This is a genomic window from Alphaproteobacteria bacterium HT1-32 (assembly GCA_009649675.1).
Taxonomy (GTDB): Bacteria; Pseudomonadota; Alphaproteobacteria; order Rhodospirillales; family HT1-32; genus HT1-32.
On record WJPL01000002.1, the window covers coordinates 477040 to 502945 of the forward strand.

Annotated in this window: 24 protein-coding genes, 1 other RNA gene and 1 pseudogene; 23 read left to right on the top strand and 3 right to left on the bottom strand. The window is 56.8% G+C overall.

What is annotated here, in order from left to right; translation table 11 throughout:
* Positions 1–39 precede the first annotated feature (39 nt).
* The gene (locus GH722_13680) at positions 40–381 is read right to left on the bottom strand and encodes a hypothetical protein (protein MRG72814.1); all 342 of its coding nucleotides are present in this window, start codon (positions 379–381) and stop codon (positions 40–42) included.
* A 12-nt stretch (positions 382–393) separates the two neighbouring features.
* Positions 394–1401 (bottom strand): type I glyceraldehyde-3-phosphate dehydrogenase, encoded by a 1008-nt coding sequence (gap, locus tag GH722_13685; GenBank protein MRG72815.1) that lies wholly within the window; start codon positions 1399–1401, stop codon positions 394–396.
* Between the two features lie 120 nt (positions 1402–1521).
* Between gap and GH722_13690 the strand changes: the two genes are divergently transcribed.
* The 5 genes from GH722_13690 to GH722_13710 all read left to right on the top strand — a co-directional run bounded on the left by GH722_13690 (position 1522) and on the right by GH722_13710 (position 3784).
* Positions 1522–1851: a DUF4164 family protein gene (locus tag GH722_13690; protein ID MRG72816.1), complete on the top strand. Its 330-nt coding sequence runs from the start codon at positions 1522–1524 to the stop codon at positions 1849–1851.
* Position 1852: 1 nt separating this feature from the next.
* The gene (zapA, locus tag GH722_13695) at positions 1853–2191 is read left to right on the top strand and encodes a cell division protein ZapA (protein ID MRG72817.1); all 339 of its coding nucleotides are present in this window, start codon (positions 1853–1855) and stop codon (positions 2189–2191) included.
* A gap of 9 nt (positions 2192–2200) precedes the next feature.
* Positions 2201–2356: non-coding RNA, 6S RNA (ssrS, locus tag GH722_13700), on the top strand.
* A 31-nt stretch (positions 2357–2387) separates the two neighbouring features.
* Complete coding sequence (locus tag GH722_13705; protein ID MRG72818.1) at positions 2388–2978, top strand: 5-formyltetrahydrofolate cyclo-ligase; 591 nt, start codon at positions 2388–2390, stop codon at positions 2976–2978.
* Positions 2969–3784: a TIGR00282 family metallophosphoesterase gene (locus GH722_13710; GenBank protein ID MRG72819.1), complete on the top strand. Its 816-nt coding sequence runs from the start codon at positions 2969–2971 to the stop codon at positions 3782–3784. The genes GH722_13705 and GH722_13710 overlap by 10 nt, the downstream gene beginning before the upstream one ends.
* A 57-nt stretch (positions 3785–3841) precedes the next feature.
* Here GH722_13710 and GH722_13715 read toward each other — a convergent pair whose 3' ends face one another.
* Positions 3842–5761, bottom strand: coding sequence for a hypothetical protein (locus tag GH722_13715; GenBank protein ID MRG72820.1), 1920 nt, complete (start codon positions 5759–5761; stop codon positions 3842–3844).
* Positions 5762–6030: 269 nt separating this feature from the next.
* Between GH722_13715 and GH722_13720 the strand changes: the two genes are divergently transcribed.
* The 18 genes and pseudogenes from GH722_13720 (at position 6031) to GH722_13805 (ending at position 25885) form a co-directional block, all read left to right on the top strand.
* A complete protein-coding gene (locus GH722_13720) occupies positions 6031–6780 on the top strand; it encodes a YebC/PmpR family DNA-binding transcriptional regulator (protein ID MRG72821.1) in 750 nt (249 codons plus the stop codon).
* 4 nt (positions 6781–6784) lie between these two features.
* A complete protein-coding gene (gene ruvC, locus GH722_13725; protein ID MRG72822.1) occupies positions 6785–7291 on the top strand; it encodes a crossover junction endodeoxyribonuclease RuvC in 507 nt (168 codons plus the stop codon).
* The gene (gene ruvA / locus GH722_13730) at positions 7288–7908 is read left to right on the top strand and encodes a Holliday junction branch migration protein RuvA (GenBank protein MRG72823.1); all 621 of its coding nucleotides are present in this window, start codon (positions 7288–7290) and stop codon (positions 7906–7908) included. The genes ruvC and ruvA overlap by 4 nt, the downstream gene beginning before the upstream one ends.
* Positions 7905–8945, top strand: coding sequence for a Holliday junction branch migration DNA helicase RuvB (gene ruvB / locus GH722_13735; GenBank protein ID MRG72824.1), 1041 nt, complete (start codon positions 7905–7907; stop codon positions 8943–8945). Before ruvA ends, ruvB begins: the two co-directional genes overlap by 4 nt.
* A gap of 146 nt (positions 8946–9091) precedes the next feature.
* Positions 9092–10402: a transporter substrate-binding protein gene (locus tag GH722_13740; GenBank protein ID MRG72825.1), complete on the top strand. Its 1311-nt coding sequence runs from the start codon at positions 9092–9094 to the stop codon at positions 10400–10402.
* Positions 10403–10473: 71 nt separating this feature from the next.
* Positions 10474–13392 carry an HD domain-containing protein gene (locus GH722_13745; protein ID MRG72826.1) on the top strand — a complete coding sequence of 973 codons (2919 nt, stop codon included), beginning with the start codon at positions 10474–10476 and terminating at the stop codon, positions 13390–13392.
* Positions 13393–13557: 165 nt separating this feature from the next.
* Positions 13558–13989 (top strand): tol-pal system-associated acyl-CoA thioesterase, encoded by a 432-nt coding sequence (ybgC, locus tag GH722_13750; protein MRG72827.1) that lies wholly within the window; start codon positions 13558–13560, stop codon positions 13987–13989.
* A gap of 11 nt (positions 13990–14000) precedes the next feature.
* Positions 14001–14729 carry a protein TolQ gene (gene tolQ / locus GH722_13755; protein ID MRG72828.1) on the top strand — a complete coding sequence of 243 codons (729 nt, stop codon included), beginning with the start codon at positions 14001–14003 and terminating at the stop codon, positions 14727–14729.
* Positions 14730–14795: 66 nt separating this feature from the next.
* Positions 14796–15179, top strand: coding sequence for a protein TolR (gene tolR / locus GH722_13760; GenBank protein ID MRG72829.1), 384 nt, complete (start codon positions 14796–14798; stop codon positions 15177–15179).
* 225 nt (positions 15180–15404) lie between these two features.
* Positions 15405–15734: pseudogene (locus tag GH722_13765) on the top strand (cell surface-anchored protein).
* Between the two features lie 464 nt (positions 15735–16198).
* On the top strand, positions 16199–17515 hold the full coding sequence (tolB, locus tag GH722_13770) for a Tol-Pal system protein TolB (GenBank protein MRG72830.1): 1317 nt from the start codon (positions 16199–16201) through the stop codon (positions 17513–17515).
* Positions 17516–17667: 152 nt separating this feature from the next.
* On the top strand, positions 17668–18180 hold the full coding sequence (pal, locus tag GH722_13775; protein MRG72831.1) for a peptidoglycan-associated lipoprotein Pal: 513 nt from the start codon (positions 17668–17670) through the stop codon (positions 18178–18180).
* Positions 18181–18307: 127 nt separating this feature from the next.
* Complete coding sequence (ybgF, locus tag GH722_13780) at positions 18308–19261, top strand: tol-pal system protein YbgF (GenBank protein MRG72832.1); 954 nt, start codon at positions 18308–18310, stop codon at positions 19259–19261.
* Positions 19262–19267: 6 nt separating this feature from the next.
* On the top strand, positions 19268–20572 hold the full coding sequence (tilS, locus tag GH722_13785; protein MRG72833.1) for a tRNA lysidine(34) synthetase TilS: 1305 nt from the start codon (positions 19268–19270) through the stop codon (positions 20570–20572).
* A gap of 80 nt (positions 20573–20652) precedes the next feature.
* On the top strand, positions 20653–22572 hold the full coding sequence (hflB, locus tag GH722_13790) for an ATP-dependent zinc metalloprotease FtsH (protein ID MRG72834.1): 1920 nt from the start codon (positions 20653–20655) through the stop codon (positions 22570–22572).
* Positions 22573–22586: 14 nt separating this feature from the next.
* Positions 22587–23609, top strand: a complete 1023-nt coding sequence (gene folP, locus GH722_13795) for a dihydropteroate synthase (protein ID MRG72835.1) — start codon at positions 22587–22589, stop codon at positions 23607–23609.
* 55 nt (positions 23610–23664) lie between these two features.
* The gene (locus GH722_13800) at positions 23665–25008 is read left to right on the top strand and encodes a phosphoglucosamine mutase (protein MRG72836.1); all 1344 of its coding nucleotides are present in this window, start codon (positions 23665–23667) and stop codon (positions 25006–25008) included.
* 94 nt (positions 25009–25102) lie between these two features.
* Positions 25103–25885 carry a PhzF family phenazine biosynthesis isomerase gene (locus GH722_13805; GenBank protein MRG72837.1) on the top strand — a complete coding sequence of 261 codons (783 nt, stop codon included), beginning with the start codon at positions 25103–25105 and terminating at the stop codon, positions 25883–25885.
* The last annotated feature ends 21 nt before the right edge of the window (positions 25886–25906 follow it).

Consider the following 25906-nt stretch of genomic DNA (forward strand, 5'->3'; position numbering starts at 1 on the left):
CTGGTCTGTTCTGCCGGTAACGGACAGAAGACCTGATATTCAGGATGCGGTGATGGTCTTTCCGGTGGCAGCGGCCAGTCGTGACAGGCGCTCATAAGCTGAAGCCTTGCCGCTGAAGATGACGCCATCAATATCGTCAGTGCCCAGCGCTTCGGCTGCGGCACCGGCGTTATCTGCGCAATCCAGAATAAAGACGGCATTTCGTCCGCTCTGCCTGCGTGCCTGACGGGCAATTTCCGCAAACAGGGGAACACCGAGCCAACTGGCGGCACCGGGAGGGGTTGTCAGAATAAGGGGGATTTGGGAAGCGGGGGCCGCATCAAGTGCGGCGAGCACCGCCGCCAGATCGCAGACTTCCACGACTGGCGGCGGGTTCGTCATATCAGCTCAGACTTAGCCAAGCTTGCCGAGTGCGATGGCGGTATCGCTCATGCGGTTGGCAAAGCCCCATTCGTTGTCATACCAGCTGAGCACACGAACAAGCGTGCCACCGACAACCTGGGTCTGGGTCAGGTCGAAGGTCGAACTGGCCGGGCAGTGATTGAAGTCGATGGAAACCAGCGGCTCATCGTTGGTTGCCAGAATGCCCTTCAGCTTGCCGTTGGCGGCAGCGATGATGGCCTTGTTGACTTCTTCAACGGTGGTTTTCTTCTTCGATGTGAATTTGAAGTCGACGACCGAGACGTTCTGGGTGGGAACCCGGATCGAGGTACCGTCAAGCTTGCCATCGAGTTCCGGCAGAACCAGACCAACGGCCTTTGCAGCGCCGGTCGAGGTCGGGATCATCGAACCGGAAATGCCGCGGGCCCGGCGCGGATCGGAATGCAGGGCATCCAGCAGGCGCTGGTCGCCGGTATAGGCATGGATCGTGGTCATGTAGCCGTTTTCGATACCCAGTGCTTCGTTCAGCACGGCAGCGACAGGAGCAAGGCAATTGGTGGTGCAGGACGCGTTTGAGACGACGGTATGTGCTTTCTCAAGCTTGGCATCGTTGACGCCGTAGACGACCGTAAGGTCGGCACCGGATGCCGGAGCAGAGACCAGCACGCGCTTGGCGCCGGCTTCCAGATGCATGGATGCCTTTTCCTTCGAGGTGAAGATACCGGTGCATTCCATGACAACGTCGATGTTCAGTTCGCCCCAGGGAAGTGCCTTCGGATCGCGTTCAGCAAAAACCTTGATGTTGTGATCGCCGATCTTGAAGCCATCATCCGTTGTGCTGATCTCTTCCGGGAAACGGCCATGCACTGAATCGTACTTCAGGAGGTGGGCATTCATTTCAACCGAGCCGAGGTCGTTGATTGCGACAAACTCAAGGTCTTTTCGTCCAGATTCGATTGCCGCGCGCAGCGCCAACCGGCCGATTCGTCCAAATCCGTTGATCGCGACGCGAACAGCCATCCTGATATCCTCCTGTAGATTTTCGTGTGGGGCGTATGTGAATGTAACTTGATATGCCGCGAACCGTTGATTCGTGCGGCTGGCGCAGATTAGGGGAACAGACATGGCAGTCAACCAAAACTGCGGAATATAAAGCCATTCCCTTTGGTTGACGGGCTGTTAGGTGCTTCCTATTCTCACGCCACTTCAGATTCGGCGGGTAACGTGAAAGAACTACCGACAAAATCGGCAGGCGGGGTGACCGAGGCGCTGGCGCGTATTGATGAGGCGCTGGATCGCCTTGAGAATGCTGTTGCGTCCCGTCCGGCTCCTGACGGGCTTTCCGGCGAGACCGAAAGCATGATTCGCAGCCTGCAGGAAGAACGTGACAGTCTTGCGGAGCGCAATCAGCAGGCGGATGAACGCCTGTCTGCGGCAATCCGCCGGCTTGAAAAAATGGCAGGCGGTTGAGATGGCCAGTGTGAATGTCACGATCAACGGACGCTCTTACCAGATTGCCTGTGACGATGGCCAGGAAGCCCATCTGAAGCGACTGGGAAGTTATATCGACAAACGCATTGCAGAACTGGTCGCCTCCGTCGGCCAGATTGGTGATGCACGGCTGCTGGTGATGGTGTCATTGCTGATCGCCGATGAAATGTCGGATGCTTATTCCAAGCTGGAAAGCGTTGCCGGGAACAAGAATGACAGCCCTGCCCGCAAGGCCCGCGAACAGGAAGCCCTCGTCGGCTCCCTGAATCGGATTGCGGACCGCATCGACAGCATTGCGGATTCCCTCGGGCAGACCTAGATTGAGATAGCGAGGCTGCCCTGTGCGTTAGGCACCGATATTCCTGGGGCCGATAATTCTCTATAGGGAGCTGTCCCTTGGCGGACCCTGGTCCATCAATATGGCGCCCACCTGGTAAACAGGGCCACAGAGAATACAAACGCCGACGGCAGTGGTGGCTTCGCGTTACCTTCTTTCTTCCCGGATTCGGAGCAATATGGACATTCCTGCAACCAAGACCCGGTTGAGGAAGGTGCAGGCTGCATTACGGGACGGTCTGGAACCGCTGTACCGCAGGGAATTATCCGACCGGATTTCCGACCGGATGCATGATTTTCTCACCCGCCGGGCAGTGACGAATATTGCTTTTTACTGGCCGATGCGAAGCGAGGTTGATCTTCGCCCGCTGATGTCGCGACTGGCGGCTGAAGGCAGGGGCGTTGCCTTGCCGCGGATGACCGGGCAGGGGCAGCCGTTGCAGTTTCACCGGTTCACGGGTGAGAGTGAACTGATCGCCGGAAATTTTGGCGTTCGGGAACCGGCAGAGACGGCGGATAAGGTGGTTCCGGATGTCATTGTCGCGCCGATGCTTGCCTTTGATATGGCTGGTTTCCGGCTGGGATATGGTGGTGGGTTTTATGACCGGACGCTGTCTCAGTTGCGGTCCGAAGGGGATGTTCTGGCGCTCGGCGCCGCCTATGACAGGCTGCTGGTGCAGGACGTGCCGAGAGATGAATTTGATCAGAAACTGGATGCCGTGATTACGGATATAGCTGTTTACGAGGAAGGAATAGTACGATGCGGGTGATGATGCTGGGTGATGTGGTCGGCAAGGCTGGCCGGGAGGCGGTCTGCGACATGACGCCTAAACTCCGTGATCGTCATAAACTGGATTTCGTGGTCGTGAATGGTGAGAACGCGGCGCATGGTTTCGGAATCAACGAGAAAATCTGTCATCAGTTCTATGATGCTGGTGTCGATTGCCTGACCACGGGAAACCATGTCTGGGATCAGCGGGATCTGCTGACTTATATCGAGACGGATCCCCGGTTGTTGCGTCCGGGTAATTTCCCGAGCGGCACGCCCGGTCGTGGCGGTTCAGTTTATGAAACCCCGTCCGGCCAGCGGGTGGCTGTGTTTAATGTGATGTGTCGTCTGTTCATGGACCCGCTGGATGACCCGTTTGCCTGGCTGGCTGAACAGATGGAAGTCCTGACCCTGGGGGACCACGTGGATGCGATCCTGGTCGATGTGCATGGCGAAGCAACCAGCGAGAAACAGTCCATGGGAAATTTCATGGACGGGCATGTCAGCGTTTTTGTTGGTACCCATAGCCATGTCCCGACGGCCGATGCACGTATCCTGCCGAAAGGGACGGGTTATCTGACCGATCTGGGCATGTGCGGAGACTATGATTCGGTTATCGGGATGCGCAAGCAACCGGCGATTGACCGGTTTGTCCGGAAGGTGCCGGGTGACCGTCTGTCCCCCGCAGAAGGCCCGGCCACGATCTGCGGCATCATCGCGGAGATTGATGACAAGACCGGACTGGCCCGGTCTATCGAGCCGATCCGCCTTGGCGCGCATTTGCATGAGACTGAGCCGGCGTACTGACCCGGCGCTGGATACAGACGACACTGGGTCTTTATTTTCTGCTTTGCGGGGGTGCGGTTACTCTTTGGCAGAAGCTGATATTTCTGGCCGGTGTCCGGAATCTGTCATGATGCAGTCCGGCGGCAGGTGGATCGTGGCAACGGTTTCTTTGCCGGGTATGGAAGACAGCCTCAGTGCGCCGCCATGCAGTTCAGTCAGAGCCAGTGACAGCGGCAGACCAAGGCCAATACCCTCAAACCGGCGATTCAGACCGCTGTCAACCTGACCAAAGCTGGTCATGGCAATTCTGATTTCTTCTTCGGTCATGCCGATGCCGTGATCTGTTACAGAAATTGTCACTCCAGCCGACGGGTTTACCGTTGCACTGACCCGAATGTCGTCGGGAGACGGTGAAAATTTCGCAGCATTGCTGATCAGGTTGAGCAGCACCTGCCGCATTTTCTGACGGTCGATCAGCAGCGTTACGGGTTTGCTGGGCAGGTCCAGCAGGATCGAATGGCCATGCTGCTGGACGACCGGCGCAATCATGCGCCGGGTATCATGCAACAGATCATCGAGACGAACTGCCTCTGGCGTGAGCTCCAGTTCTCCGGCCTCGACCTTGCGCAGGTCCAGCAGGGCATTGATGACCTGAAGCAGATGTTCCCCGCTGTTATGGATGTCCTGAATATAATCCCGATACTGGCTGTTCTCGATCTTCCCGAACATTTCATCGCGCATGATATTTGAAAAACCGATGATCGCATTCAGGGGCGTGCGCAGCTCATGACTGACGTTGGCAAGAAACTCCGACTTGTTCCGGTCTGCCGCTTCAAGCTGCATGTTCTTGTATTCCAGCTGCTTGCTGGCCTGCCGGATTTCAGTGATATCCCGGAAAATGGCAAATTTCTGTAAAACATTGCCGGTTTCATCTGTCAGAACGCGGGAACTGATCAGGCAGGGGGTGATCACGCCGTTTATACCGGACAGCATTGCCTGACCGGATAATTCTTCGCCAGGGGCGAGCTGACTGATGTGAATGGCTTCAGCCCCGGGAAACCTGAACAGGGGTTTTCTTTCTGATACGAGCTGTTTCAGTGTTGAGGCATGACAAAGCCGCAGGCAGGCCGCATTCGCGAAGGTGAGCGTGCCGTCCGGTCCATAGGACGCAATGCCATCACTTGTCTCCCGGGCAATCGCACCGAGGGTGGCCAGCTGTTCCTTGTAATTGCGCGAGACTTCAAACAGCAGCCTGTCGATAGCGGTATATGTCTCACCCACCTCGTCATTGCCGGTTTCTCCCAGCCGGTAGTTCATGGCGTTGGCCGGGTCCCGGCTGGCGGCTGTGAGGGCGTTGCGAATACGAAACAGCGGGCGAATGACCCATCCGCCAACCAGTGCCAGAGTGGTCAGGCTGACGCAGGCCGATATCAGCAGGACCAGACCGGCAATTCGCCAGACATAGGCAGTAACTTCCGTGTCTATCCAGGTCGTGTCGAGTCGGATGGCCACGGCAAAATCGCCAGCTGCTGTTGAGACGCGCCGGGCGATTTCATAACGGCTTGCATCTTGCGGTCTGTAGTCAGTGAAGCCGGTATAGGGCAGGCCAAGAAGGCTCATCTCGACGGGCTCGCCCGCAACATATTCTTTCCCCATCGGTAGTCCGATCATGGACAGGCCGACAACACCATCGATCTGGCGCAGGCGGGACAGGGCCAGTGCCGCCTCATACCCCTTCTGTTCAGCCGGAGAGTTCGGGGCGATGAGACCTGCGGCAATAAGGGCAGTCTCCACGGAGCGGTTCACCAGATCTGCCCGGAACTGGAGCGAGGAAGGTACGATTATTGCGGTCTCAACCAGAACAATAACGACGAACAGTACCGCAGTTATTCTCCAGGCAAGGGTGCTGCGGATAATCTGCTGACACCGGTGAATCTGTATCGCCCAGTTCGTTGGCTGGTGTGATATGTCGGTATGCCTTTTGGTGGTGTCGATCATGATTGTACGGGATGGACCTCGCTATGCCTTTGTCGGAAGCCGGAGCCTCATAAGTCCTCAGGCGAGGCGACAAGTGAAATCAACTTTACGAAACCGGAATGTGAAAGCTGCGCTGATAACCGCCCGATACGGCGCAGAAAATCGTTGCGTTCTGCTGCTGATCTTGCGACTCAACCGGCGATGCCTACACTATCCGGATATGCTGCCTCATCGCATGACGTGAAGGTGGGCTCTGTAATCATAATCAGCTTCTAGTTACCGGAGACGACATGGCTGGCCATTCACAATTCAAGAACATCATGTTCCGCAAGGGTGCGCAGGACAAAAAACGTGCCCGTCTGTTTGCCAAGCTGGCGCGGGAAATTACCGTGGCGGCGAAACTTGGTGGTGAAGACCCCGGCTCTAATCCCCGTCTGCGTTCTGCAATGGCAACGGCGCGCTCCAACAATATGCCGAAAGACAATATTGAACGGGCGGTGAAGAAAGGCCTCGGCGGAGATGACGACGCCAACTTCGATGAAGTTCGCTATGAAGGTTATGGGCCGGGGGGTATCGCGATTATCGTTGATGCCCTGACCGATAACCGGAACCGGACTGCCTCCGAAGTCCGGGCTGCATTCAACAAGTTTGGCGGTAGTCTGGGAGAAACAAACTCTGTCAGCTTCATGTTCGACCGGATTGGTGAAGTTCGCTATCCGGCTGATGCGGGGTCATCCGAAGCAATTTTCGAAGGGGCTCTTGAAGCTGGCGCCAGCGATGTCGAATCCGGCGAAGACGGTCATACGATCATCTGCGAGGTGAATGACCTGAACGTGGTTCGCGACGGTCTGGAACAGCAGTTCGGTGAAGCAGAAAGCGCCCGTCTGGCCTGGAAGCCGCAGACTTTGATTGCCGTTGATGCGGAGAAGGCCGAGACCCTGATGAAGCTGCTGGATATTCTGGACGAGAATGATGATGTTCAGTTTGTCGCTGCTAATTACGATATCGATGATGATGTTCTGGCGCAGTTGAGCGCCTGATCTCATGCAACCCCGCCGACGACTTCTGGGGCTGGACCCGGGTCTGCAAAACACCGGCTGGGGAGTGATTGATGTCACGGGGAACCGGCTGACCCATATTGCCAATGGGGTGATCAGAACGAATGGCAAATATGCAATGGCTGATCGTTTGCGCCAGTTGCATGAGGGGTTGCAGGATGTGCTGAATCTTTATCAGCCGGATGAGGCAGCGGTAGAGGAAACCTTCGTGAATAAAAATCCGTCTTCAACCCTGAAGCTGGGGCAGGCGCGGGGTGTGGTCCTGCTGGCGCCGGCGCTGGCCGGACTGCCGATCGCGGAATATGCGGCCAATCTGGTGAAGAAGTCGGTCGTTGGTGTCGGCCATGCCGACAAGGCGCAGATTCAGATGATGGTCTCGACCCTGTTGCCCGGTGTCAGCTTTGAAAATGCGGATGCGGCCGACGCGCTTGCGGTTGCCATCTGTCATTCCCATCATCGTGACCGGATCAAACTGGTGGAGGCTGCGCGATGATAGCTCAGTTACGCGGTACCCTTGCAATGATTGCAGAAGATCATGCGGTCATTGATGTCGGTGGCGTCGGCTATCAGGTGTTCTGTTCAACCAGCACCCTGAGCAAGATGCCGCCGGTTGGTGATCCCGTAACTGTTGCCGTGGAAACGGTGGTTCGGGAAGACCGTATTCACCTGTTCGGTTTTCTGTCGGCTCTGGAACGGGACTGGTTCCGGCGTCTCTGCAGTATTCAGGGCGTCGGGCAGAAGGTGGCGCTGGCCATTCAGTCCTCCATGAATGCGGATGCGCTGGTTCACGCGATTGCGGCGGGGGATGCGGCAGCCTTCAAGCCGGTCTCTGGTGTCGGTCCGAAGCTGGCCGGGCGGATCATTGGTGAATTGAAAGACAAGATCGGCGGTATGGATTTCGCACTGGCACCACAAAGCACCGGTGCAGAAGCTTCGGCATCCGTTGCCGGCTCTGCCGCACAGGATGCCATGTCGGCGCTGGTCAATCTCGGCTACCGGCGTGCGGATGCGTTGCGGGCTGTCTCGACGGTTGTCACACAACTGGGGGATGCCGAGGCTGCGGGTGTACAGGCGATCATCCGCGGCGCGCTGAAGGAACTGAGTGCATGAGCGAGGAACGTCTGGTCGCAGGTGATCAGCAGACGGAAGATCTGGATTCATCGCTTCGGCCGCTTCAGCTCACAGAATTTATCGGCCAGCAGCAACTGCGCGAGAATCTGAAGATCTTCATTGAGGCTGCGCGGGGCCGGGGTGAGGCAATGGATCATGTGCTGTTTCATGGTCCGCCGGGGTTGGGCAAGACGACGCTGGCGCAGATTGTCGCCCGTGAACTTGGGGTGAATTTTCGCGCCACTTCAGGTCCGGTCATTGCCAAGACAGGAGATATGGCGGCGCTGCTGACCAATCTTGAAGCCCGCGACGTCCTGTTCGTGGATGAAATACACCGGCTTAATCCGGCAATCGAAGAAGTGCTGTATTCCGCAATGGAGGACTTCCAGCTCGATCTGATTATCGGCGAAGGCCCGGCGGCGCGATCTGTCCGTATTGATTTGCAGCCTTTTACGCTGGTCGGTGCCACGACCCGGTCCGGATTGCTGACGACGCCATTGCGGGAACGCTTCGGGATTCCTCTGCGGCTGGATTTCTACAAGCCCGAAGAATTGCAGAAAATTGTTGCCCGTGGCGCCCGGGTTCTGGGTTTTGATCTGCTGGAAGACGGTGCAATGGAGATCGCCCGGCGCTCACGAGGTACGCCCCGCGTTGCCGGGCGTCTGTTACGCCGGGTCCGGGATTTTGCGGCAGTGGGTGAGGCGGGCAGTGTCGATGCGGAACGTGCCGATGCAGCCCTGAACCGGCTGGAAGTCGATGCCCGCGGTCTGGATAATATGGACCGGCGCTATCTCGGATGCATCATTGAGAATTATGGTGGCGGGCCGGTTGGGGTCGATACAATGGCCGCCGCATTGTCCGAGCAGCGTGACACGATCGAAGACGTGATCGAACCTTTCCTGATCCAGCAGGGCTTTCTGATGCGGACCCCCCGGGGGCGCATGGTTGCTGACGCCGGATACCGGCATCTTGGTATGCTGGCCCCCTCCCGCGAGACACCGCAGTTCGATTTGTTGTCGGATTCCGGGGAAGCCTGAAGGCGGGGCCTGTCTGGGCTGAACGCGACTTTTGTTGCTGGTCAGGGCCAGGAAATCAAATGATAGAGTTGTTTTCCTTCCCGGAATTACTCTGGACACGGGAGGTCGTTTAATCTTAGAACGGTGTGGGTATAAAGGGCGTCATCATGAGAAAAGCAGCTGTATTAGCTGTAACGCTGACACTGTCGATTTCAGCAGTATTAGGTGGTTTCAGCGCTACTTCACCGGCAAAAGCTGAGGATGTGATCAAGGTCGGGATTCTGCATTCTCTGACCGGCCCCCTGTCGATCAGCGAGAGTTCCCCCCGTGATGTCATGCTGATGCTGATTGATCAGCAGAACCGGAATGGCGGTTTGCTCGGCAAACAGATTGAGCCGGTGGTTCTGGACCCTGCTTCTGATCCCAGAACATTTGCCCGGAAGTTGCAGCAGATGCTTGAAAAGCGCGATGTCGCCGCAGTTTTCGGTGGATGGACATCGGCCTCCCGCAAGGCAATGCTGCCTGTTCTGCGCAAGAATAACGGACTTCTGTTCTATCCTGTTCAGTATGAGGGGCAGGAGAGTGAGCGTAATGTCTTCTATACCGGTGCCACCCCGAACCAGCAGGCCATTCCGGCTGTCGAGTACCTGATGAACGTCGATAAGGTGACGCGATGGTATCTGGTCGGAAACGATTATGTGTATCCACGGGTAACCAACAATATTCTGAAAGCTTATCTGGAACTCAACGAAGTCCCGGAAGAGGATATTGAAATCCGCTATATTCCGTGGAATTTCAAAGACTGGCCCGGACTGGTCAACGAGATAAAACTTTTCGGGCGGCAGGGTGCCCGCAGCGCAGTTATTTCGACCATCAACGGTGAGGCCAATCTGGCTTTTTATCGCGAACTTGCGCAACAGGGGGTCGACGGAGCTGACATCCCGGTTGTCTCCTTCAGCGTCAGCGAAGAAGAGCTGTCGGGTGTCGATGCAACCGGGGTTGAAGGACATCTGGTTGCCTGGGGATATTTTCAGTCGATTGATCATCCGGCCAATCAGGCATTCCTGAAGCAGTGGCATGACTATCTGGGCGATGAGTACCGGGCGACAAATGATCCGATGGAGGCGCATTATATCGGCTTCAACATGTGGGTTGAGGCTGTGCGTCAGGCCGGGTCAGTGGATGTTGATCAGGTCATCGACAAGATGGTCGGTATCAGGGTGCCCAATCTGAGCGGCGGGATGGCTGAAATGTTGCCCAATCATCACATTACGCGTCCGGCGATGGTCGGGGAAATCAACAGCGAGGGACAGTTCAGGATTGTATGGCGCAGCCCTGACCTGTTGCCCGGAGATGCCTGGTCAGACTATCTCGACATATCCCGGGAACTTGTCGCTGACTGGCGCGCCCCGGTGTCCTGCGGAACCTTTAACAAGGTGTCGGGGACATGTGTTCGCGTCCCGCCTGTGGCGAATTAGCTGCCTGATATTGTAACGACCCTGGTCAGGGTCAGGTTTTCTTGAGGGAGACGATAGTGGGGGGACGTTTGTTGATCAGACGAAGCAAGCGTATCGCGGTACATCTTTCTGTTATCTTTGTCTCTCTTGTCGTCGCAGTTGGCGTCACGCTTGGCGTTGTGCAGTATTTTGAAAATCGCGAACAGCAGGCACGACTGGCTGAAAAAGCCTTTGCCGCGGCAAACAAGGCGATCACGGTCAAGGTGAGTGATATCTTCCGTCCGGCAGAACTGGCGGTAGAACTTGTCAGCCGAAACCCGGTCATGACCGCAATGACATTGCAGGACCGTCTCGGATATCGTCGCCGCCTTGCGAGATATCTTGATCTTAACCCGACACTGGCATCCGTATTTATCGGGTATCCCGATGGCGATTTCATGCTGGTTCGCCGGATGGCGACAGATGCTGACCGCGAGCGCTTCAAGGCTTCGGCTGATACCCAGTACGTAATCCAGGCGATTGAGCGTGAAGAGGGGGGCTTTGAAGAAGGTGTGTTCATTTTCTATGACGCCCGCTATCGGGAAATCAGCCGGCGCGTGGTCGAAGGTTATACGACCTATGACCCCCGTAAGCGGCCCTGGTTTCAGCAGGCTTACCGCAGTGGCAAGCAGATCAAGACAGCTCCCTATATCTTCTTCACGACCAAGGATGTCGGCACGACGCTGGCACGGGGTAACCGTGGCGAAGCCGTTACCGGGGTGGATATTACACTCCAGTCGCTCAGTGACTGGCTGGCCAGCCTGTTGCCGGTTCCGGGGACCGATATTGCCCTGATTGATGACAAGAACCGGCTCATTGCACATGCGGACCCGACCCGTCTGGCAATGGTTGATAAACAGGATCCGTCCAGACTGATCCTTGCGGATATTGATTCGCCGGAGAACAAGGTTCTGAAGCAGGTCCTGAATTCGGAACAGGGAAAGACCGACGATATTTTTGCCTTCAAAGTGGAAGGTGAAGCTTATCGGGGGCTCGTGGTGCCGGTTACTGTGGAGGGGTCGGAAGACTACCGCCTGTTGATGGCTGTCTCGGACAAGGACCTTTATGCGGAGGTAAACCGGGCTGCTTTCAGGGCGGCAGGATATATCGCGGTGATTCTGCTGATAAGTATTGCGATAACGGTGATGGTCGCCGGATATATCGCGAAGCCTCTCGCGACACTGGCCCGCGACGTTCAGTCGATCCGGCGGTTTGATTTCTCCGCCTCTGAACCGGACGAAACCCACATAATCGAAATCGATGAGCTGTCTGTCGCAATTGACAGCATGAAAGAGACGATCCGGAAGTTTCTCGATATCTCGACGGCAATTGCCGCAGAAGAGGATTTCGACAAGCTGCTGGAACGACTGCTGGACGAGATTATCGCGACAACCAAGACCGAGGCAGGAATTCTCTATCTGACCAGTGATAATGGTAAGTATCTGGTTCCCCATGCCATAAGGCGGGATGAGCGACGCCCGCTTGATGCGATGGTGCCGGAGGTCTCCCTGGTTGGTCCTGACAATCTGATGATACGGGCGATTGTTGATGAATTTGCCCTCGGCGCTGTGGCAACACCGGAAGAAATCAAGAATCTCGGCATTGCTGGCGCAATCGGGGAAATGGAAGAAGCGCCCCGAAATCTGCTCGGTGCGCCATTGTTCAACCGGTCGCATGAACTTGTCGGTGTTATCCTGCTGATGGAAACTGATGAGATCATGGATCTGGCGCTGGTGAGGTTTACCGAAGCCTTGTCCGGTTCTGCTGCAATCTCAGTCGAAGCCCGTCAATTGATCGCCGCACAGAAACAGTTGTTTGAAAGCTTCCTGCAACTTATTGCCGGCGCGATTGATGCGAAGTCCCCCTATACCGGCGGGCATTGCGAGCGGGTTCCTGAACTGACGAAAATGCTGGCAGCGGCGGCAGACCGTTCAACATCCGGCCCATACGCGGATTTCCATCTGTCGTCCGATGACTGGGAAGCCATTCATGTGGCTTCCTGGCTGCATGATTGTGGCAAGGTGACGACGCCTGAATTTGTGGTCGATAAGGCGACAAAACTGGAAACCATCTTCGACCGTATTCATGAAGTCAGAATGCGGGTCGAGGTGATGAAGCGTGAGGCTGAAATCAGTTATCTCCGCGATGTGCTGGAGAATGGCGCCAGTGATGAACGCCGGACCGCCTTCGAAGCAGAACTGGCCCAGCTTGACGATGACTTTGCCTTCATTGCCGATTGCAATATCGGTGGTGAATTCATGTCAGACGACAAGATTGCCCGCATTCATGAACTGGCGGGGAAGACCTGGACACGTACACTTGATGATCGTCTTGGTGTGGCTCAGGAAGAGTTGCTCCGCATGGAACGAGAAGAGGCCAGGGCGTTGCCGGTTGTCGAGCCGCTCCTTGCAGACAGGGCGCATCATCGTTTTGAACGCCCGGACTCGCAGAAGCTGTCACCGGATAACCCCTGGGGGTTCAAGCTCGAAGTACCGGAATTGCTTTATGACCGGGGTGAGATCCACAATCTGGTTATCCGCCGCGGTACGCTTACGGAAGAAGATCGCTACAAGATTAACGAGCATATCGTCCAGACCATCAAGATGCTTGATGAACTGCCATTCCCGCGACATCTCCGTAACGTATCGGAGATTGCCGGCGGCCATCATGAAAAGATGGATGGAACAGGTTACCCGAAACAACTGACGGCTGAAGAAATGTCGCCGGTTGCCCGGATGATGGCGATTGCTGATATCTTTGAGGCACTGACAGCAACCGACCGGCCCTATAAAAAGGGCAAGACCCTGTCGGAAGCCATCCGCATCATGGGCTTCATGGTTGGCGACAAGCATATCGACCCGGAACTGTTCAGGCTGTTCATCGAGTCGGGTGTTTATCTCGATTATGCCCGTAAATTCATGAATCCGGAAATGATCGACGATATCGATCTGGAGAAAGTTCTGGCGTTCTGAGCGATTGTCCTGCGAATTCCGTAAATATTTCCCCGGTTGCCCTAGAAAAGACACAGGGACCCCCGAAAACGCGCCTTCATCGCCAGTGCTGTGTGGTGCAGGGCTGGTCAATTCAGGAGCAGTGTGGATATTAACCGGACGACCCGGACCGAAGGAGCGGACATGATGGGCCATGGACAATTTGTTGGCCGGTGCCATGTTTTGCCGCTTCGTGTGTACTATGAGGACACGGATGCAGCAGGCATTGTCTATTACGCTAACTATCTGAAGTTTGCTGAACGTGGACGAACCGAAATGCTGCGATCGGTCGGTACTGACCACCGGACACTGGAGACGACGGAAGGTGTTCTTTTTGCCGTCCGGCGATGCGAGGCAGATTACCTGAAACCGGCGTTACTGGACGATGAACTGACGGTCTGGACAGAAGTGAGCTCGGTAAGCGGAGCCAGAATGAAGGCGGAACAGATCATTCGCCGGGACGTTGATGACCTCGTTCGCATCTCGGTAACGCTTGCCTGTATAGATCGTGATGGACGACCAAAACGTATTCCCGAACGGCTCCGGACAATCTGGGGCGAACTGACGACAAGCGGCTGAAGGAAGATAATATGGATCAAACCACTGTTGAAACGACCACGCTGGACGGCTCCTTCGATGCGTCGGACCTGTCGATCTTATCGCTGATCCTGCGGGCGGATATCGTTGTTCAGGCGGTCATGCTGGTGCTGGCATTTGCCTCGGTCTGGTGCTGGGCGATCATCTTCGACAAGGTCTTCCGCATCCGGCGGGTCAATCGTCGCAGTGACAAGTTTGAAGACAGCTTCTGGTCGGGTGGCTCGCTGGAAGACCTGTTTGACCGTATTGGCAACAATCCGGCTGACCCGATGTCCGCGATGTTTGCCTCCGCCATGCGGGAATGGCGACGCGGTGCATCACGGAACGGGTCGTCCGATATGATGCGGGGCGGATTGCAGCAGCGTATTGAGCGGGTCATGCAGGTCACCCTGGGACGGGAAATGGAGCGCCTGGAGAAATACATGACCTTTCTGGCTTCGGTCGGGTCGGTCGCGCCGTTCGTTGGCCTGTTTGGTACGGTCTGGGGCATCATGAACAGCTTTCAGGCAATCGCGCTGTCGAAAAACACCTCACTGGCTGTTGTTGCTCCGGGTATCGCCGAGGCCTTGTTTGCCACGGCTCTCGGACTGGTAGCCGCTATTCCGGCGGTGCTTGCCTATAACAAGCTGTCTGCTGATCTCGGTCGCTATGCGAACCGGCTGGACAATTTCTCGGCGGAGTTCTCATCGATCCTGTCGCGTCAGCTTGACGAAGGGAGCTGAGATATGGCCGGATCGCTGCAACCGCGCAATACCTCGTCCCGGGGACGAGGGCGCGCTTATAAGCCGATGAGCGAGATCAATGTGACACCGTTTGTCGATGTCATGCTGGTGCTGCTGATCGTCTTCATGGTTGCGGCTCCTTTGCTGACAGTTGGTGTACAGGTTGATCTGCCAAAAACGGAAGCCCGCCCCATTGTCGAGAATGTTGAACCACTTGTGGTCAGCGTTCAGGAAGGCGGGCAGCTGTTCATTCAGGAAACAGAAGTGCCGGCTGATGTTGTCATTGCCCGGTTGCGGGCGATTACCGACAACAAGGCCGACACCAGAATTTTTGTCCGGGGTGATTCAAGGGTAAGTTACGGCAAGGTCATGGAAGTCATGGGTATGATCAATGCTGCGGGCTTCACGAAGGTCGCGCTGGTGACCCTGCCGCGCGAAGGCGCTAACTGAGTTACCGCAATGCCCGCCGGTCTCCTCCTTTCGCTGATCTTTCACGCTGGTGTAGCAGTTCTGCTGCTGTTCATCGTCCCCCTGATATCGCAGCCGCGTATTCTTGAGGATCAGCCGATTGTCGTCGAGATTGTTGAATTGAGCGATCTTGCTTCGGCACCGGAACCGCCTGCGCCTCCGGTCGAAGAACCCAAGCCGGAACCGACCCCGGCTCCAACTCCGCCGCCTGCACCTGCTCCGGCACCTGCGCCGACGCCAGTTCCAGAACCCGTTCCAGAGCCGCCGGCACCTGAACCCGAGCCAGCTCCGGAACCCAAGCCGGAGCCCGCCCCGGAACCGAAGCCGGAGCCAGTTCCGGAACCGAAACCGGAGCCAGTTCCAGAACCCAAGCCGGAACCCAAGCCGGAACCCAAACCTGAGCCGAAGCCGGAACCCAAGCCCGAGCCCGAGCCAAAGCCGGAACCGCGGGCCAAGCCGGAGCCACCGAAGGCTGAGCCAAAGCCGAAAACACAAACGGCGACGGTTCGTGACGAAAAACCCAAGAAGAAGCCGGAAGATGACTTCCTGTCGGTTCTGAAGACTGTCGAGGATCTCGAAAAGAAGGTAGAGCAGCGTAAGGACGAACCTAAGACGGCCAGTCAGAGTACGTCATCGTCTCAAAACAAGGCGCCGAACATTGACGAACGGCTGTCGGCTACCGAAATCGATCTGGTGCGGCAGCATGTGGCGAAGTGCTGGAATATTCAGCCTGGCGCCAAGGAGGCCGAGAACCTGAGCGTTGAGGTACGTGTTTTCATGAATCCGGACGCGACGGTTGCACGGGCGGAATATACAGCGGCGACGCTGCGCCAGATGAATGACGGATTTTATCGTTCCGCTGCTGAGGCAGCGTTCCGTGCCGTTCGTCATCCGAATTGTAAGAAGTTCCCGCTGAAAGCGGAAAAATACGCGACATGGAAGGTCATGGTTCTGACCTTTGATCCGCGTCTCATGTTCTGAGACCAAAAGGAGTTATCGTAATGAGGCTACTCGTTCTGTCACTCGTCTCGCTATCGCTGATGGCCGGACAGGCCATTGCTGAATTGCGTATCGACATCACCCGCGGTCAGGTAGAGCCGATGCCGGTCGCGGTGACCGATTTCAGCGGTTCCACCGAGCGCGACAGTTTTACCGGTGCGAATATGTCGGCTGTCATCACTGCTGATCTTGCCCGGTCCGGACTGTTCAAGCCCATTGACCGGAAAGCCTTCATTCAGACGGCTGAATCGCTGAATGTGCAGCCTCGTTTCGCAGACTGGCGGGCTCTGAATGCGCAGGCCCTTGTTCAGGGCCGGGTCAAGATAGAGCAGGACGGATCGCTGAAGGTGGAATTTCGTCTGTGGGATGTCTTTGCCAGCCAGCAGATGATCGGCCAGGCCTATACAACAGAGCCGGGGAACTGGCGTCGTGTCGCCCACATCATTGCCGATGCAATCTATGAACGGATTACCGGAGAGAGCGGTTATTTCGACACCCGGATTGTCTATGTCAGTGAAACCGGCCCCCTGAACGCCCGTATCAAACGTCTCGCAATCATGGATCAGGATGGTGAAAATCACCAGTTCCTGAGTGACGGACAGGCCCTTGTGCTGACGCCAAGATTCTCGCCGACCGCGCAGGAAATCACTTATCTGTCTTATTTCCGGAATGTGCCCCGGGTCTATATCTTCAATATCGATACGGGGCGCCGGGAAATTCTCGGTGACTTCCCCGGCATGACCTTTGCCCCGAGATTCTCACCGGACGGCAATCAGGTCATCATGTCGCTGGCCCAGGACGGTAATACCGAGATTTACACGATGGACCTTCGCTCGCGACTGGTCCGGCGACTGACCGATCACCCGGCCATTGATACCTCGCCTTCCTATTCTCCGGACGGCGCTTCCGTGACCTTCAATTCTGACCGGGGAGGCGCGCAGCAGCTCTATGTCATGAATGCGGATGGCAGCAACGTAAAACGAATCAGTTTCGGTGAGGGCCGCTATGCGACGCCGGTCTGGTCGCCCCGCGGTGACCTGATCGCCTTTACGAAATTTTCCAAAGGGGTGTTCTATATCGGTGTGATGCGTCCGGATGGCAGTGGTGAGCGTTTGCTGACCCAGTCTTATCTGGTCGAAGGGCCAACCTGGGCACCGAATGGCCGGGTTCTGATGTTCTATCGTCAGAAGCGGAGCAAGTCGGACGGATCCGGCGGTCAGGTAGAACTCGTTTCGATTGATCTTACGGGCTATAATGAGCGTATTGTCACAACTCCGTTACAGGGCAGTGACCCTGCATGGTCCCCCTTGATTCCGTGACAACTCGATATATATTCCGCCGTCACAAAGGGTAATCCCAAGTTTTCTGCGCTTTATCATTGCCATGTTGCGGTGCGGAAGCTATTAAGAACTCGCCTTTGCCGCGCAATTAACAACCATCCGGCGCCTCGCCGGTACGGGAGACTACTATCATGTTACGTATTATCAGTGCTATTGCCGCTCTTACGCTGGTCGCCGCTTGCAGCAGCGACCCGGAAACAGGCGCTACAAACACCGGTGCCGGTGGCTCAACCACAACCTCGCCGGCTGCTCCGGTTCAGAGTTCAATCACTCCGGGTTCGCTCGAAGATTTCGTCGTCAACGTGGGTGACCGCGTTTACTTCGACACCGACAGCTCATCCCTGTCATCGACAGCACAGGACACGCTGGACAAGCAGGCTGCATGGCTGCGTGCATATCCGTCAGTCAACATCACCGTCGAAGGTCATGCTGACGAACGCGGTACCCGCGAATACAACCTTGCACTGGGTGATCGTCGCGCCAACGCTGCCAAGAACTACCTGGTTTCCCAGGGCGTTTCTGCAGGCCGCGTGAGCACGATTTCCTATGGTAAGGAACGCCCGGTTGCGCTGGGTTCGAACGAAGAAGCATGGGCACAGAATCGTCGCTCCGTTGCTGTTCCGTCGAACGTTCCGGCCAGCTAATCGCGTCCTAACGCGAGGCGCTTGAAAATCAGGCGCCTGTCCGGGCCAGTGGTTCGGACAGGCGCCTTTTTTTTGCCTATATGCAGCTTTAAACTTGTACTTCACCTGAGATGAAGAAATCGGAGCGATGACAATGCGTGGCTTTCTGGCAGTTATGATGACGGGCGGGGTTCTGCTGGCCGGGATGGCAGCGCCTGCATGGTCGCAAAGCGATCTGTCGACCCTGCTGGACCGTCTCACTCGGATGGAACAGGATCTGAATGCACTCCAGCGTCAGGTCTATCGTAATGGTGTGCCAGCATCCTCTGATAATGCTTCGCCATCCTCCTCTGTCGTTTCGGAGGCACTGCCAGCCACGGTTGCCGGCCGGCTTGAAGTCCGTCTGACCAAAATGGAAGAGGAAATGCGCAACCTGACCGGGCGGGTGGAAGAAGTGAACCATGCGATCTCGACTGTCAGTGACCGCCTCGACAAGCTGGTTGCCGATGTCGATTACCGTCTGTCGCTGCTGGAGAACGGAGGTAGTCCGGCCCAGTCAGGACAGGCCGGAAACCTGACAGCCCCGTCCGATAGCGGACAGCCCGGAACGGCGCCGGGTCCGGGAACCCTCGGCACGCTGACCCAGGAGCAACTGGATACTTCAAGTAATGCAGCTTCCATGCAGCCCTTCGCAGAGGCGGTAACGCTGCCTGACGGCCCGCCGGAAGCACAGTACGAGTTCGCCTTCGAACTGTTGAAACGCAAAGAGTTCGATAAAGCTGCGAATGCCTTCACCCAGTTTGTCGAAGCTCATCCAAAGCATAAGCTGGCCGGTAACGCTCAATACTGGCTGGGTGAAACCTTTTATGCCCGTGCCGATTTCGAGCGTGCGGCAATTGCTTTTGCCGAAGGGTTCAAAAGCTATAACTCGGGCCCCAAGGCACCGGACAACATGTTGAAGCTTGGTATGTCGCTGGCGGAGATCGGTCGTACGGATCAGGCCTGTACAGCCTTCAAGAAGCTTGCAGATGCCTATCCCTCGGCGTCAGCAACAATAAAGCAGCGCGCTGCGACGGAACGTCGCCGTATCAACTGCACCTGACCGGTCATGAACTGGCGGCCGGATCTTTCCGCCGCCTTTGATGCGGCAATGGCGGATTGTGGTCCGTTTGAACCACAGCCGGTCATTGCGATTGGCGTATCGGGAGGTGGTGACAGTCTTGCCCTGTTGCTGCTGGCTCAGGAATGGGCGACTCTCCGGGGGGGGACGGTCGTCGCCTTATCTGTCGATCACCGGCTCCGGGCCGGGGCCATTGATGAACTTCGTCATGTCGGAGCAGTCTGTGCAGGGCAGGGCATCGCACACCATGTCTTGGTCTGGCAGCATGAGGGCGTTGCATCAGCGGTACAGGCGAGAGCGCGACGTGCCCGCTACGATCTGATGAGCAACTGGTGCCGTGAGGCCGGAATATTACATCTCGCGGTTGCCCACACAGCGGAAGATCAGGCAGAGACACAGGCAATGCGGATTGAACGGGCACCGTCCGGGCCGGGTGTTGCCGGGATGGCGTTAGTCCGTCTGGAGCAGGGCGTGCGGCTGCTGCGACCGCTTCTCGGGCAGTCCGGTAAGGATTTGCGGGGCTATCTCAAGGCGCTGAATACCGATTGGGTAGAAGATCCCAGCAATCAGGACCGGCGGTTTGAGCGTGTCAGGAAGCGACAGGACATGCTTGACGTTGCTCCCGGTGTGGATGATGTCAGCAGCCGGATCAGCCGGGATCAGAAGATTGCAGAACTTGCATCAAAGCAGCTCAGCCTGTCACCGGCGGGCTTTGCTGTCCTGCGTCGTGAAGTGCTGTCGGATGATGAGTATCTGTCGGCCTCACTGATTGCCCATGTGCTTCGCACTGTTTCCGGCAGTGCCTATCTGCCTCCTGCGGAAAAAGTGACCGGCCTGCGGAATAGGCTGGCTGATCCGGAGACTGGCAGGATGACGCTGGGTGGTTGTCTGCTGATACCGGACAATGAAACAATTCTGATCACACGGGAGTATCAGAGATCAGAAAGCGTCTCGCTGAATGATGCGCTGAAGCATGATTGGGATGGCAGGTTCCGGTTGCAGGTCAGTGACGGGTTTTGCCACAGGAAAATGTCGGTTGGACCGGCCGGAAAGTCGGCTGTTTCCCTGCGTCCGATTGTCGAAGAAACAGGAATTCCGCTGTCTGTAGTCAGAGGATTGCCGGCATTGTATCGGGATGATGAATTCGCTGGTCTGGTGCCCTGTGGCGGGTTGTCTGACGGCCTGACCGGCATTTCAGCGCGGTTTGTACCAAGAAATCCACTGGTTCCATTAGCGAGATGGCTTGTTCCGCCGCGATTGCCGCCTATCTTAGAACTGGCCAACAGGTCTTAATCTGTTACCGTTCCTGCCGTTTTGCTGGCAAATTGACCGATGAAACAGTCATCAGACGGTCGACTTAGAAAGGATACACTTTGTTCGGAAGAAATCTGGCCCTCTGGGTGATCATCTGCCTGCTGCTGGTTGGGCTGTTTAATGTTTTCCAGGGATCGGGCACAAGGCCGGCTCAGAACGAAATTGCGTTCTCTCAGTTTCTCGATGCGGTTGATCAGGGAACCGTCCGGAAAGTGACCATTCAGGGTCATGATATTTCCGGCAGCTTTACCTCCGGACAAACCTTCCGGACTTATGCGCCTTATGATCCGACGATGATTACGCGCCTGACCGACAAGGGTGTGGAAATCAAGGCTGCACCGCCGGAAGAATCCTCCGCACTGTTCCAGATTCTGATTTCCTGGTTCCCGATGCTGTTGCTGATCGGTGTCTGGATTTTCTTCATGCGCCAGATGCAGGGCGGTGGCGGCAAGGCGATGGGCTTCGGCAAATCGAAGGCCAAGCTGCTGACGGAGAAATCAGGCCGGGTGACCTTTGAAGACGTCGCCGGTATCGAGGAAGCCAAACAGGAACTGGAAGAGATTGTCGAGTTTCTCCGAGATCCGCAGAAATATCAGCGGCTCGGCGGTAAAATTCCGAAAGGCTGTCTGCTTGTTGGCCCTCCGGGTACTGGTAAGACCCTGCTGGCCCGCGCCATTGCGGGTGAGGCGAATGTACCGTTCTTCACAATTTCCGGTTCTGACTTTGTGGAAATGTTTGTCGGTGTCGGCGCCAGCCGTGTCCGCGACATGTTTGAACAGGGCAAGAAAAACGCTCCCTGCATTATTTTTATCGATGAAATTGACGCTGTTGGCCGCCATCGCGGCGCCGGTCTTGGCGGCGGAAATGATGAGCGCGAGCAGACACTGAATCAGTTGCTTGTCGAGATGGATGGTTTTGAAAGCACCGAAGGCGTCATTCTGATCGCAGCAACGAACCGCCCCGACGTTCTTGACCCGGCGCTGCTGCGTCCGGGCCGCTTTGACCGTCAGGTGACGGTGCCGAACCCGGATATTCTGGGTCGTGAGCAGATCCTGAAAGTGCATATGCGCAAGGTGCCGCTGGCGCCCGACGTGGATGCGAAGATCATCGCACGCGGCACACCCGGCTTTTCCGGTGCTGATCTCGCCAATCTGGTGAATGAAGCGGCGCTGCTGGCGGCACGGAAGTCCAAGCGTGTTGTCACCATGCAGGAATTCGAGGAAGCCAAAGACAAGGTCATGATGGGTTCCGAACGTCGCTCGATGGTGATGTCGGAAGAAGAGAAAACCCTGACTGCCTATCACGAGGCCGGACATGCGATTGTCATGCTGAACGTGAAGGGCCATGAGCCGCTGCATAAAGTCACGATCATTCCGCGTGGACGTGCGCTCGGTGTAACCATGTTCCTGCCGGAACGTGACCGGCTCAGCCAGTCCCGTGTGCAACTGGACGCGCTGGTCACCAGCCTGTTTGGTGGTCGTGTTGCTGAGGAACTGATCTTTGGTGAAGAAAACATCACGACGGGTGCATCAGACGACATTCGCCGGGCAACCGATATCTGTCGTCGGATGGTGACCGAGTTCGGTTATTCGGAGAAGCTTGGCCCGCTCCGCTATGCGGTTAATCAGGAAGAGGTCTTCCTGGGGCATTCCGTCACACAGCAGCAGAACATGTCGGATGCTACAGCGCGTCTGATTGATGAAGAAATCCGCCGTCTCGTTGAAGAAGGTGAAACCCGTTGCCGGGGTATTCTGGAAGAGCATCTGGATGCGCTTCATGCACTGGCGAAGGGTCTGCTGGAATATGAAACCCTGTCGCGTGACGAAATTGACCGTCTGCTGCGGGGTGAGGATATCCATCGTCCGGATACTTCGGATGATGGTCCGGATGCGGATCGTGGCAAACGGGCCTCGGTTCCGACCAGCAAGAAACGTCCTTCCGGTGGTACCGGCGATCTGTCGCCGCAGCCGGGAAGCTGATCTTTGCGGTCTGAATGAACCCGCGACGATATCTTGATCCTGTTCTGAACGCCGGTCCCTCTGGGGCCGGCGTTCTGGCGTTAGGTGGCGGCGCATTGCAGTTCAGCCACTGCCGCTGCCTTACATTTGACGGAGACCGGCCGGTTGAAAGTCTGCTGCGGGTTGATGAACTCCTCGCGGAAGAGATTGAGGCACTGACAGTACCAAAGGCGTATGCCGGCTTGCCCTGTCCGCCGGATGCGCCCCTGCTGATGGGGGTGGTCAACGTTACGCCAGACAGTTTTTCCGATGGTGGAGACTATCTTGATCATGAGGCAGCCATCGCCCGGGGGCTGGCTCTGGTGCAGGAGGGGGCGTCGATTATCGATGTTGGCGGGGAATCAACCCGGCCCGGTGCTGCGCCAGTCTCACAGGATGAGGAAATACGCCGGATCGAACCGGTTGTCCGGGCTTTGTCCGCGCAGGGCATTCTGGTTTCTGTGGATACCCGTAATGCCCGTGTGATGACGGCGGCGATTGTGGCCGGGGCAACGGTCGTGAATGACGTTACGGCCCTGACCCATGATCCGAAGGCACTCTCTGTCGTGGCTGAAGCGGGGTGCAATGTCATGCTGATGCATATGCAGGGGCAGCCGCAGACCATGCAGCAGGAGCCTGATTACCGCTATGCGTCGGCAGATGTTTATGATTTTCTCCGCGAGCGCCGGGATGTTTGTCTGAAGGCCGGACTGAAGCCGGAAAATATCTCTGTCGATCCGGGTATCGGTTTTGGCAAGACGGATGCTCATAACCTTCTGATCCTCCGGCAGATGGCAATGTTTCAGGGGCTGGGATGCGCGGTGACACTCGGCGTGTCCCGCAAGAGTTTTATTGGCCGGGTCGCTGATGTCCCGACGGCAAAGGACCGCCTGCCGGGGTCACTTGCAGCAGCGGTGGCTGGTGCCGGACGGGGCGTCCAGATTCTGCGGGTTCATGATGTTGCCGAAACCCGGCAGGCACTGGCAGTCTGGCGGGCGATCAGCATTTCAGAAGCGTGACATTTTCGGCCTTCACTGCTATCCGGACAGACCAATCAAGACGGGATAACCGCATATGACGCGCAAGTTTTTTGGCACCGACGGCATTCGTGGCCGGGCCAACACACCACCCATGACCGCTGATATCGCCTTACGGGTCGGGCAGGCCGCAGCGAAACAGTTTCGGCGGGGTGACCATCGCCATCAGGTCGTGATTGCGAAGGATACCCGGCTGTCCGGTTATATGCTGGAACCGGCACTGGTCTCCGGTTTCGTCTCGATGGGCATGGATGTGATGCTGGTTGGCCCGATGCCAACGCCGGCTGTTGCGATGCTGGTCCGGTCCCTTCGCGCAGACCTTGGTGTGATGATCTCCGCCTCCCACAATCCGTATCAGGATAACGGCATCAAGCTGTTCGGCCCGGACGGCTACAAGCTGTCCGATGAGGTCGAGCTGGCCATAGAAGCCGAAATGACAGGCCCTATTGATGGGCTGTGTGATGCAGAAAAGCTGGGCCGTGCGCGGCGACTGGATGATGCGCCGGGGCGCTATATCGAATATGCCAAGAACACCTTCCCCCGGGGGCGGCGACTGGATGGCATGAAGATCGTCGTCGATTGCGCCAATGGTGCGGCCTACAAGACAGCGCCAGCGGTGTTATGGGAACTGGGGGCGGATGTTGTGCCCATCGGTGTTTCGCCTGATGGCACCAATATTAACCGGGGCTGCGGTTCTACCTATCCCTCGACCATGTGCGAGGCTGTGGTGGCCCATCATGCGGATATCGGGATCGCGCTGGATGGTGATGCCGACCGGCTGATCCTGGCGGACGAACAGGGGCAGGTTGTCGATGGCGATCAGCTGATGGGCCTTATTGCCCGTGGCTGGCACCGGGAGGGGCTGTTGAAGGGTGGCGGTGTTGTCACCACCGTGATGTCCAATCTGGGGCTGGAGCGAATGCTGGGCGGGCTTGGCCTGAACATGATCCGCACCCAGGTCGGTGACCGCTATGTCGTCAACGAGATGCGTGAGAGCGGATATAATGTCGGCGGTGAACAGTCGGGCCATATCGTGCTGAATGATCATTCAACCACAGGTGACGGGCTGATTGCCGCCTTGCAGGTTCTGGTCGAACTCCAGACGGCGGACCGGCCTGCCAGTGAAGTCTGCAACGTGTTCGATACGGTCCCGCAACTCTTGCAGAATGTCCGTATCTCCGGCGGAAACCCGCTGGCCAGTGCGGCGGTGAAACAGGCGATTGGTGAAGGTGAAAGCAGGCTGGGGTCTGGTGGCCGTCTGGTCATCCGTCCGTCTGGCACGGAACCGCTGATCCGGGTGATGGCAGAAGGCGATGACGCGGCGCTTGTGGCAGATGTCGTCGGCGGGATCGCCGATGTGATCGCGCAGACCGGCGACTAAAGCCGATAATCATCAAAATTGTCACCATCGCATTGTTTCAATTGCAGGCAATCATCTCACTATCATAGGGTCAATGTGACCTATGGAGATGACAATGCGTATTCCCGTTTATCAAGTCGACGCCTTTACATCTGAAATGTTTGGCGGCAACCCGGCGGCTGTCTGTCCGCTTGATGCCTGGTTGCCTGATGACGTGCTGCAGGCAATTGCCCTGGAAAACAATCTGTCGGAAACGGCATTCTATGTTCCGGAAGGCGACGGCTACCGGCTGCGCTGGTTCACCCCGGCGGTCGAGGTTGATCTGTGCGGCCATGCCACTCTGGCGACATCGCATGTTCTGTTCAGCAGGGGTTTTCATAAATCGGACGAGATCCGCTTTGAGACCCGCAGCGGTACACTTGTTGTGACAAGAAGTGACGGTCTGATCTGTATGGACTTCCCGGAAATTGAACTGGGTGACGGACAGGCTGATGCGGCAGATATCGAGGCTGTCATCGGTCAGCGACCGGAACAGGTTCTTACCGCCGGGTTTCGCCGGATGGCCGTACTGCCGTCTGAAGGGGATGTTCGCGGTCTGGAACCGGATCTGAGGCTTTTGAAAAAGCTGGGTTACGGGCTGGCAGTAACAGCCCCGGGGGATGATTGTGACTGTGCCTCACGCTATTTCACCCCGGCGCGGGGCATTGATGAGGATCCGGTGACAGGATCTGCCCATTGCGCAATTGTACCTTACTGGTGTGAGCGCCTTGGCAAGGAAGATATCCATGCGCGGCAGGTTTCAGCGCGTGGCGGAGAGCTGTTTTGCCGGCTGGAACAGGGCAGGGTCGTACTGGCCGGTAAAGCGGTCGACTTCCTTGAGGGTATCATCACGCTGTAGGCGGATGACTATCCTGTCTTC

Coding starts and splice junctions, on each gene's coding strand:
- pal (MRG72831.1), top strand. CDS start 17,668: ATGTTACGTATTATCAGTGCTATTGCCGCTCTTACGCTGGTCGCCGCT.
- GH722_13680 (MRG72814.1), bottom strand. CDS start 381: ATGACGAACCCGCCGCCAGTCGTGGAAGTCTGCGATCTGGCGGCGGTG.
- gap (MRG72815.1), bottom strand. CDS start 1,401: ATGGCTGTTCGCGTCGCGATCAACGGATTTGGACGAATCGGCCGGTTG.
- GH722_13705 (MRG72818.1), top strand. CDS start 2,388: ATGGACATTCCTGCAACCAAGACCCGGTTGAGGAAGGTGCAGGCTGCA.
- ruvC (MRG72822.1), top strand. CDS start 6,785: ATGCAACCCCGCCGACGACTTCTGGGGCTGGACCCGGGTCTGCAAAAC.
- GH722_13715 (MRG72820.1), bottom strand. CDS start 5,761: ATGATCGACACCACCAAAAGGCATACCGACATATCACACCAGCCAACG.
- GH722_13805 (MRG72837.1), top strand. CDS start 25,103: ATGCGTATTCCCGTTTATCAAGTCGACGCCTTTACATCTGAAATGTTT.
- ruvB (MRG72824.1), top strand. CDS start 7,905: ATGAGCGAGGAACGTCTGGTCGCAGGTGATCAGCAGACGGAAGATCTG.
- tilS (MRG72833.1), top strand. CDS start 19,268: ATGAACTGGCGGCCGGATCTTTCCGCCGCCTTTGATGCGGCAATGGCG.
- ruvA (MRG72823.1), top strand. CDS start 7,288: ATGATAGCTCAGTTACGCGGTACCCTTGCAATGATTGCAGAAGATCAT.
- tolR (MRG72829.1), top strand. CDS start 14,796: ATGAGCGAGATCAATGTGACACCGTTTGTCGATGTCATGCTGGTGCTG.
- GH722_13720 (MRG72821.1), top strand. CDS start 6,031: ATGGCTGGCCATTCACAATTCAAGAACATCATGTTCCGCAAGGGTGCG.
- GH722_13710 (MRG72819.1), top strand. CDS start 2,969: ATGCGGGTGATGATGCTGGGTGATGTGGTCGGCAAGGCTGGCCGGGAG.
- GH722_13740 (MRG72825.1), top strand. CDS start 9,092: ATGAGAAAAGCAGCTGTATTAGCTGTAACGCTGACACTGTCGATTTCA.
- zapA (MRG72817.1), top strand. CDS start 1,853: ATGGCCAGTGTGAATGTCACGATCAACGGACGCTCTTACCAGATTGCC.
- folP (MRG72835.1), top strand. CDS start 22,587: ATGAACCCGCGACGATATCTTGATCCTGTTCTGAACGCCGGTCCCTCT.
- tolB (MRG72830.1), top strand. CDS start 16,199: ATGAGGCTACTCGTTCTGTCACTCGTCTCGCTATCGCTGATGGCCGGA.
- GH722_13800 (MRG72836.1), top strand. CDS start 23,665: ATGACGCGCAAGTTTTTTGGCACCGACGGCATTCGTGGCCGGGCCAAC.
- tolQ (MRG72828.1), top strand. CDS start 14,001: ATGGATCAAACCACTGTTGAAACGACCACGCTGGACGGCTCCTTCGAT.
- ybgC (MRG72827.1), top strand. CDS start 13,558: ATGGGCCATGGACAATTTGTTGGCCGGTGCCATGTTTTGCCGCTTCGT.
- ybgF (MRG72832.1), top strand. CDS start 18,308: ATGACAATGCGTGGCTTTCTGGCAGTTATGATGACGGGCGGGGTTCTG.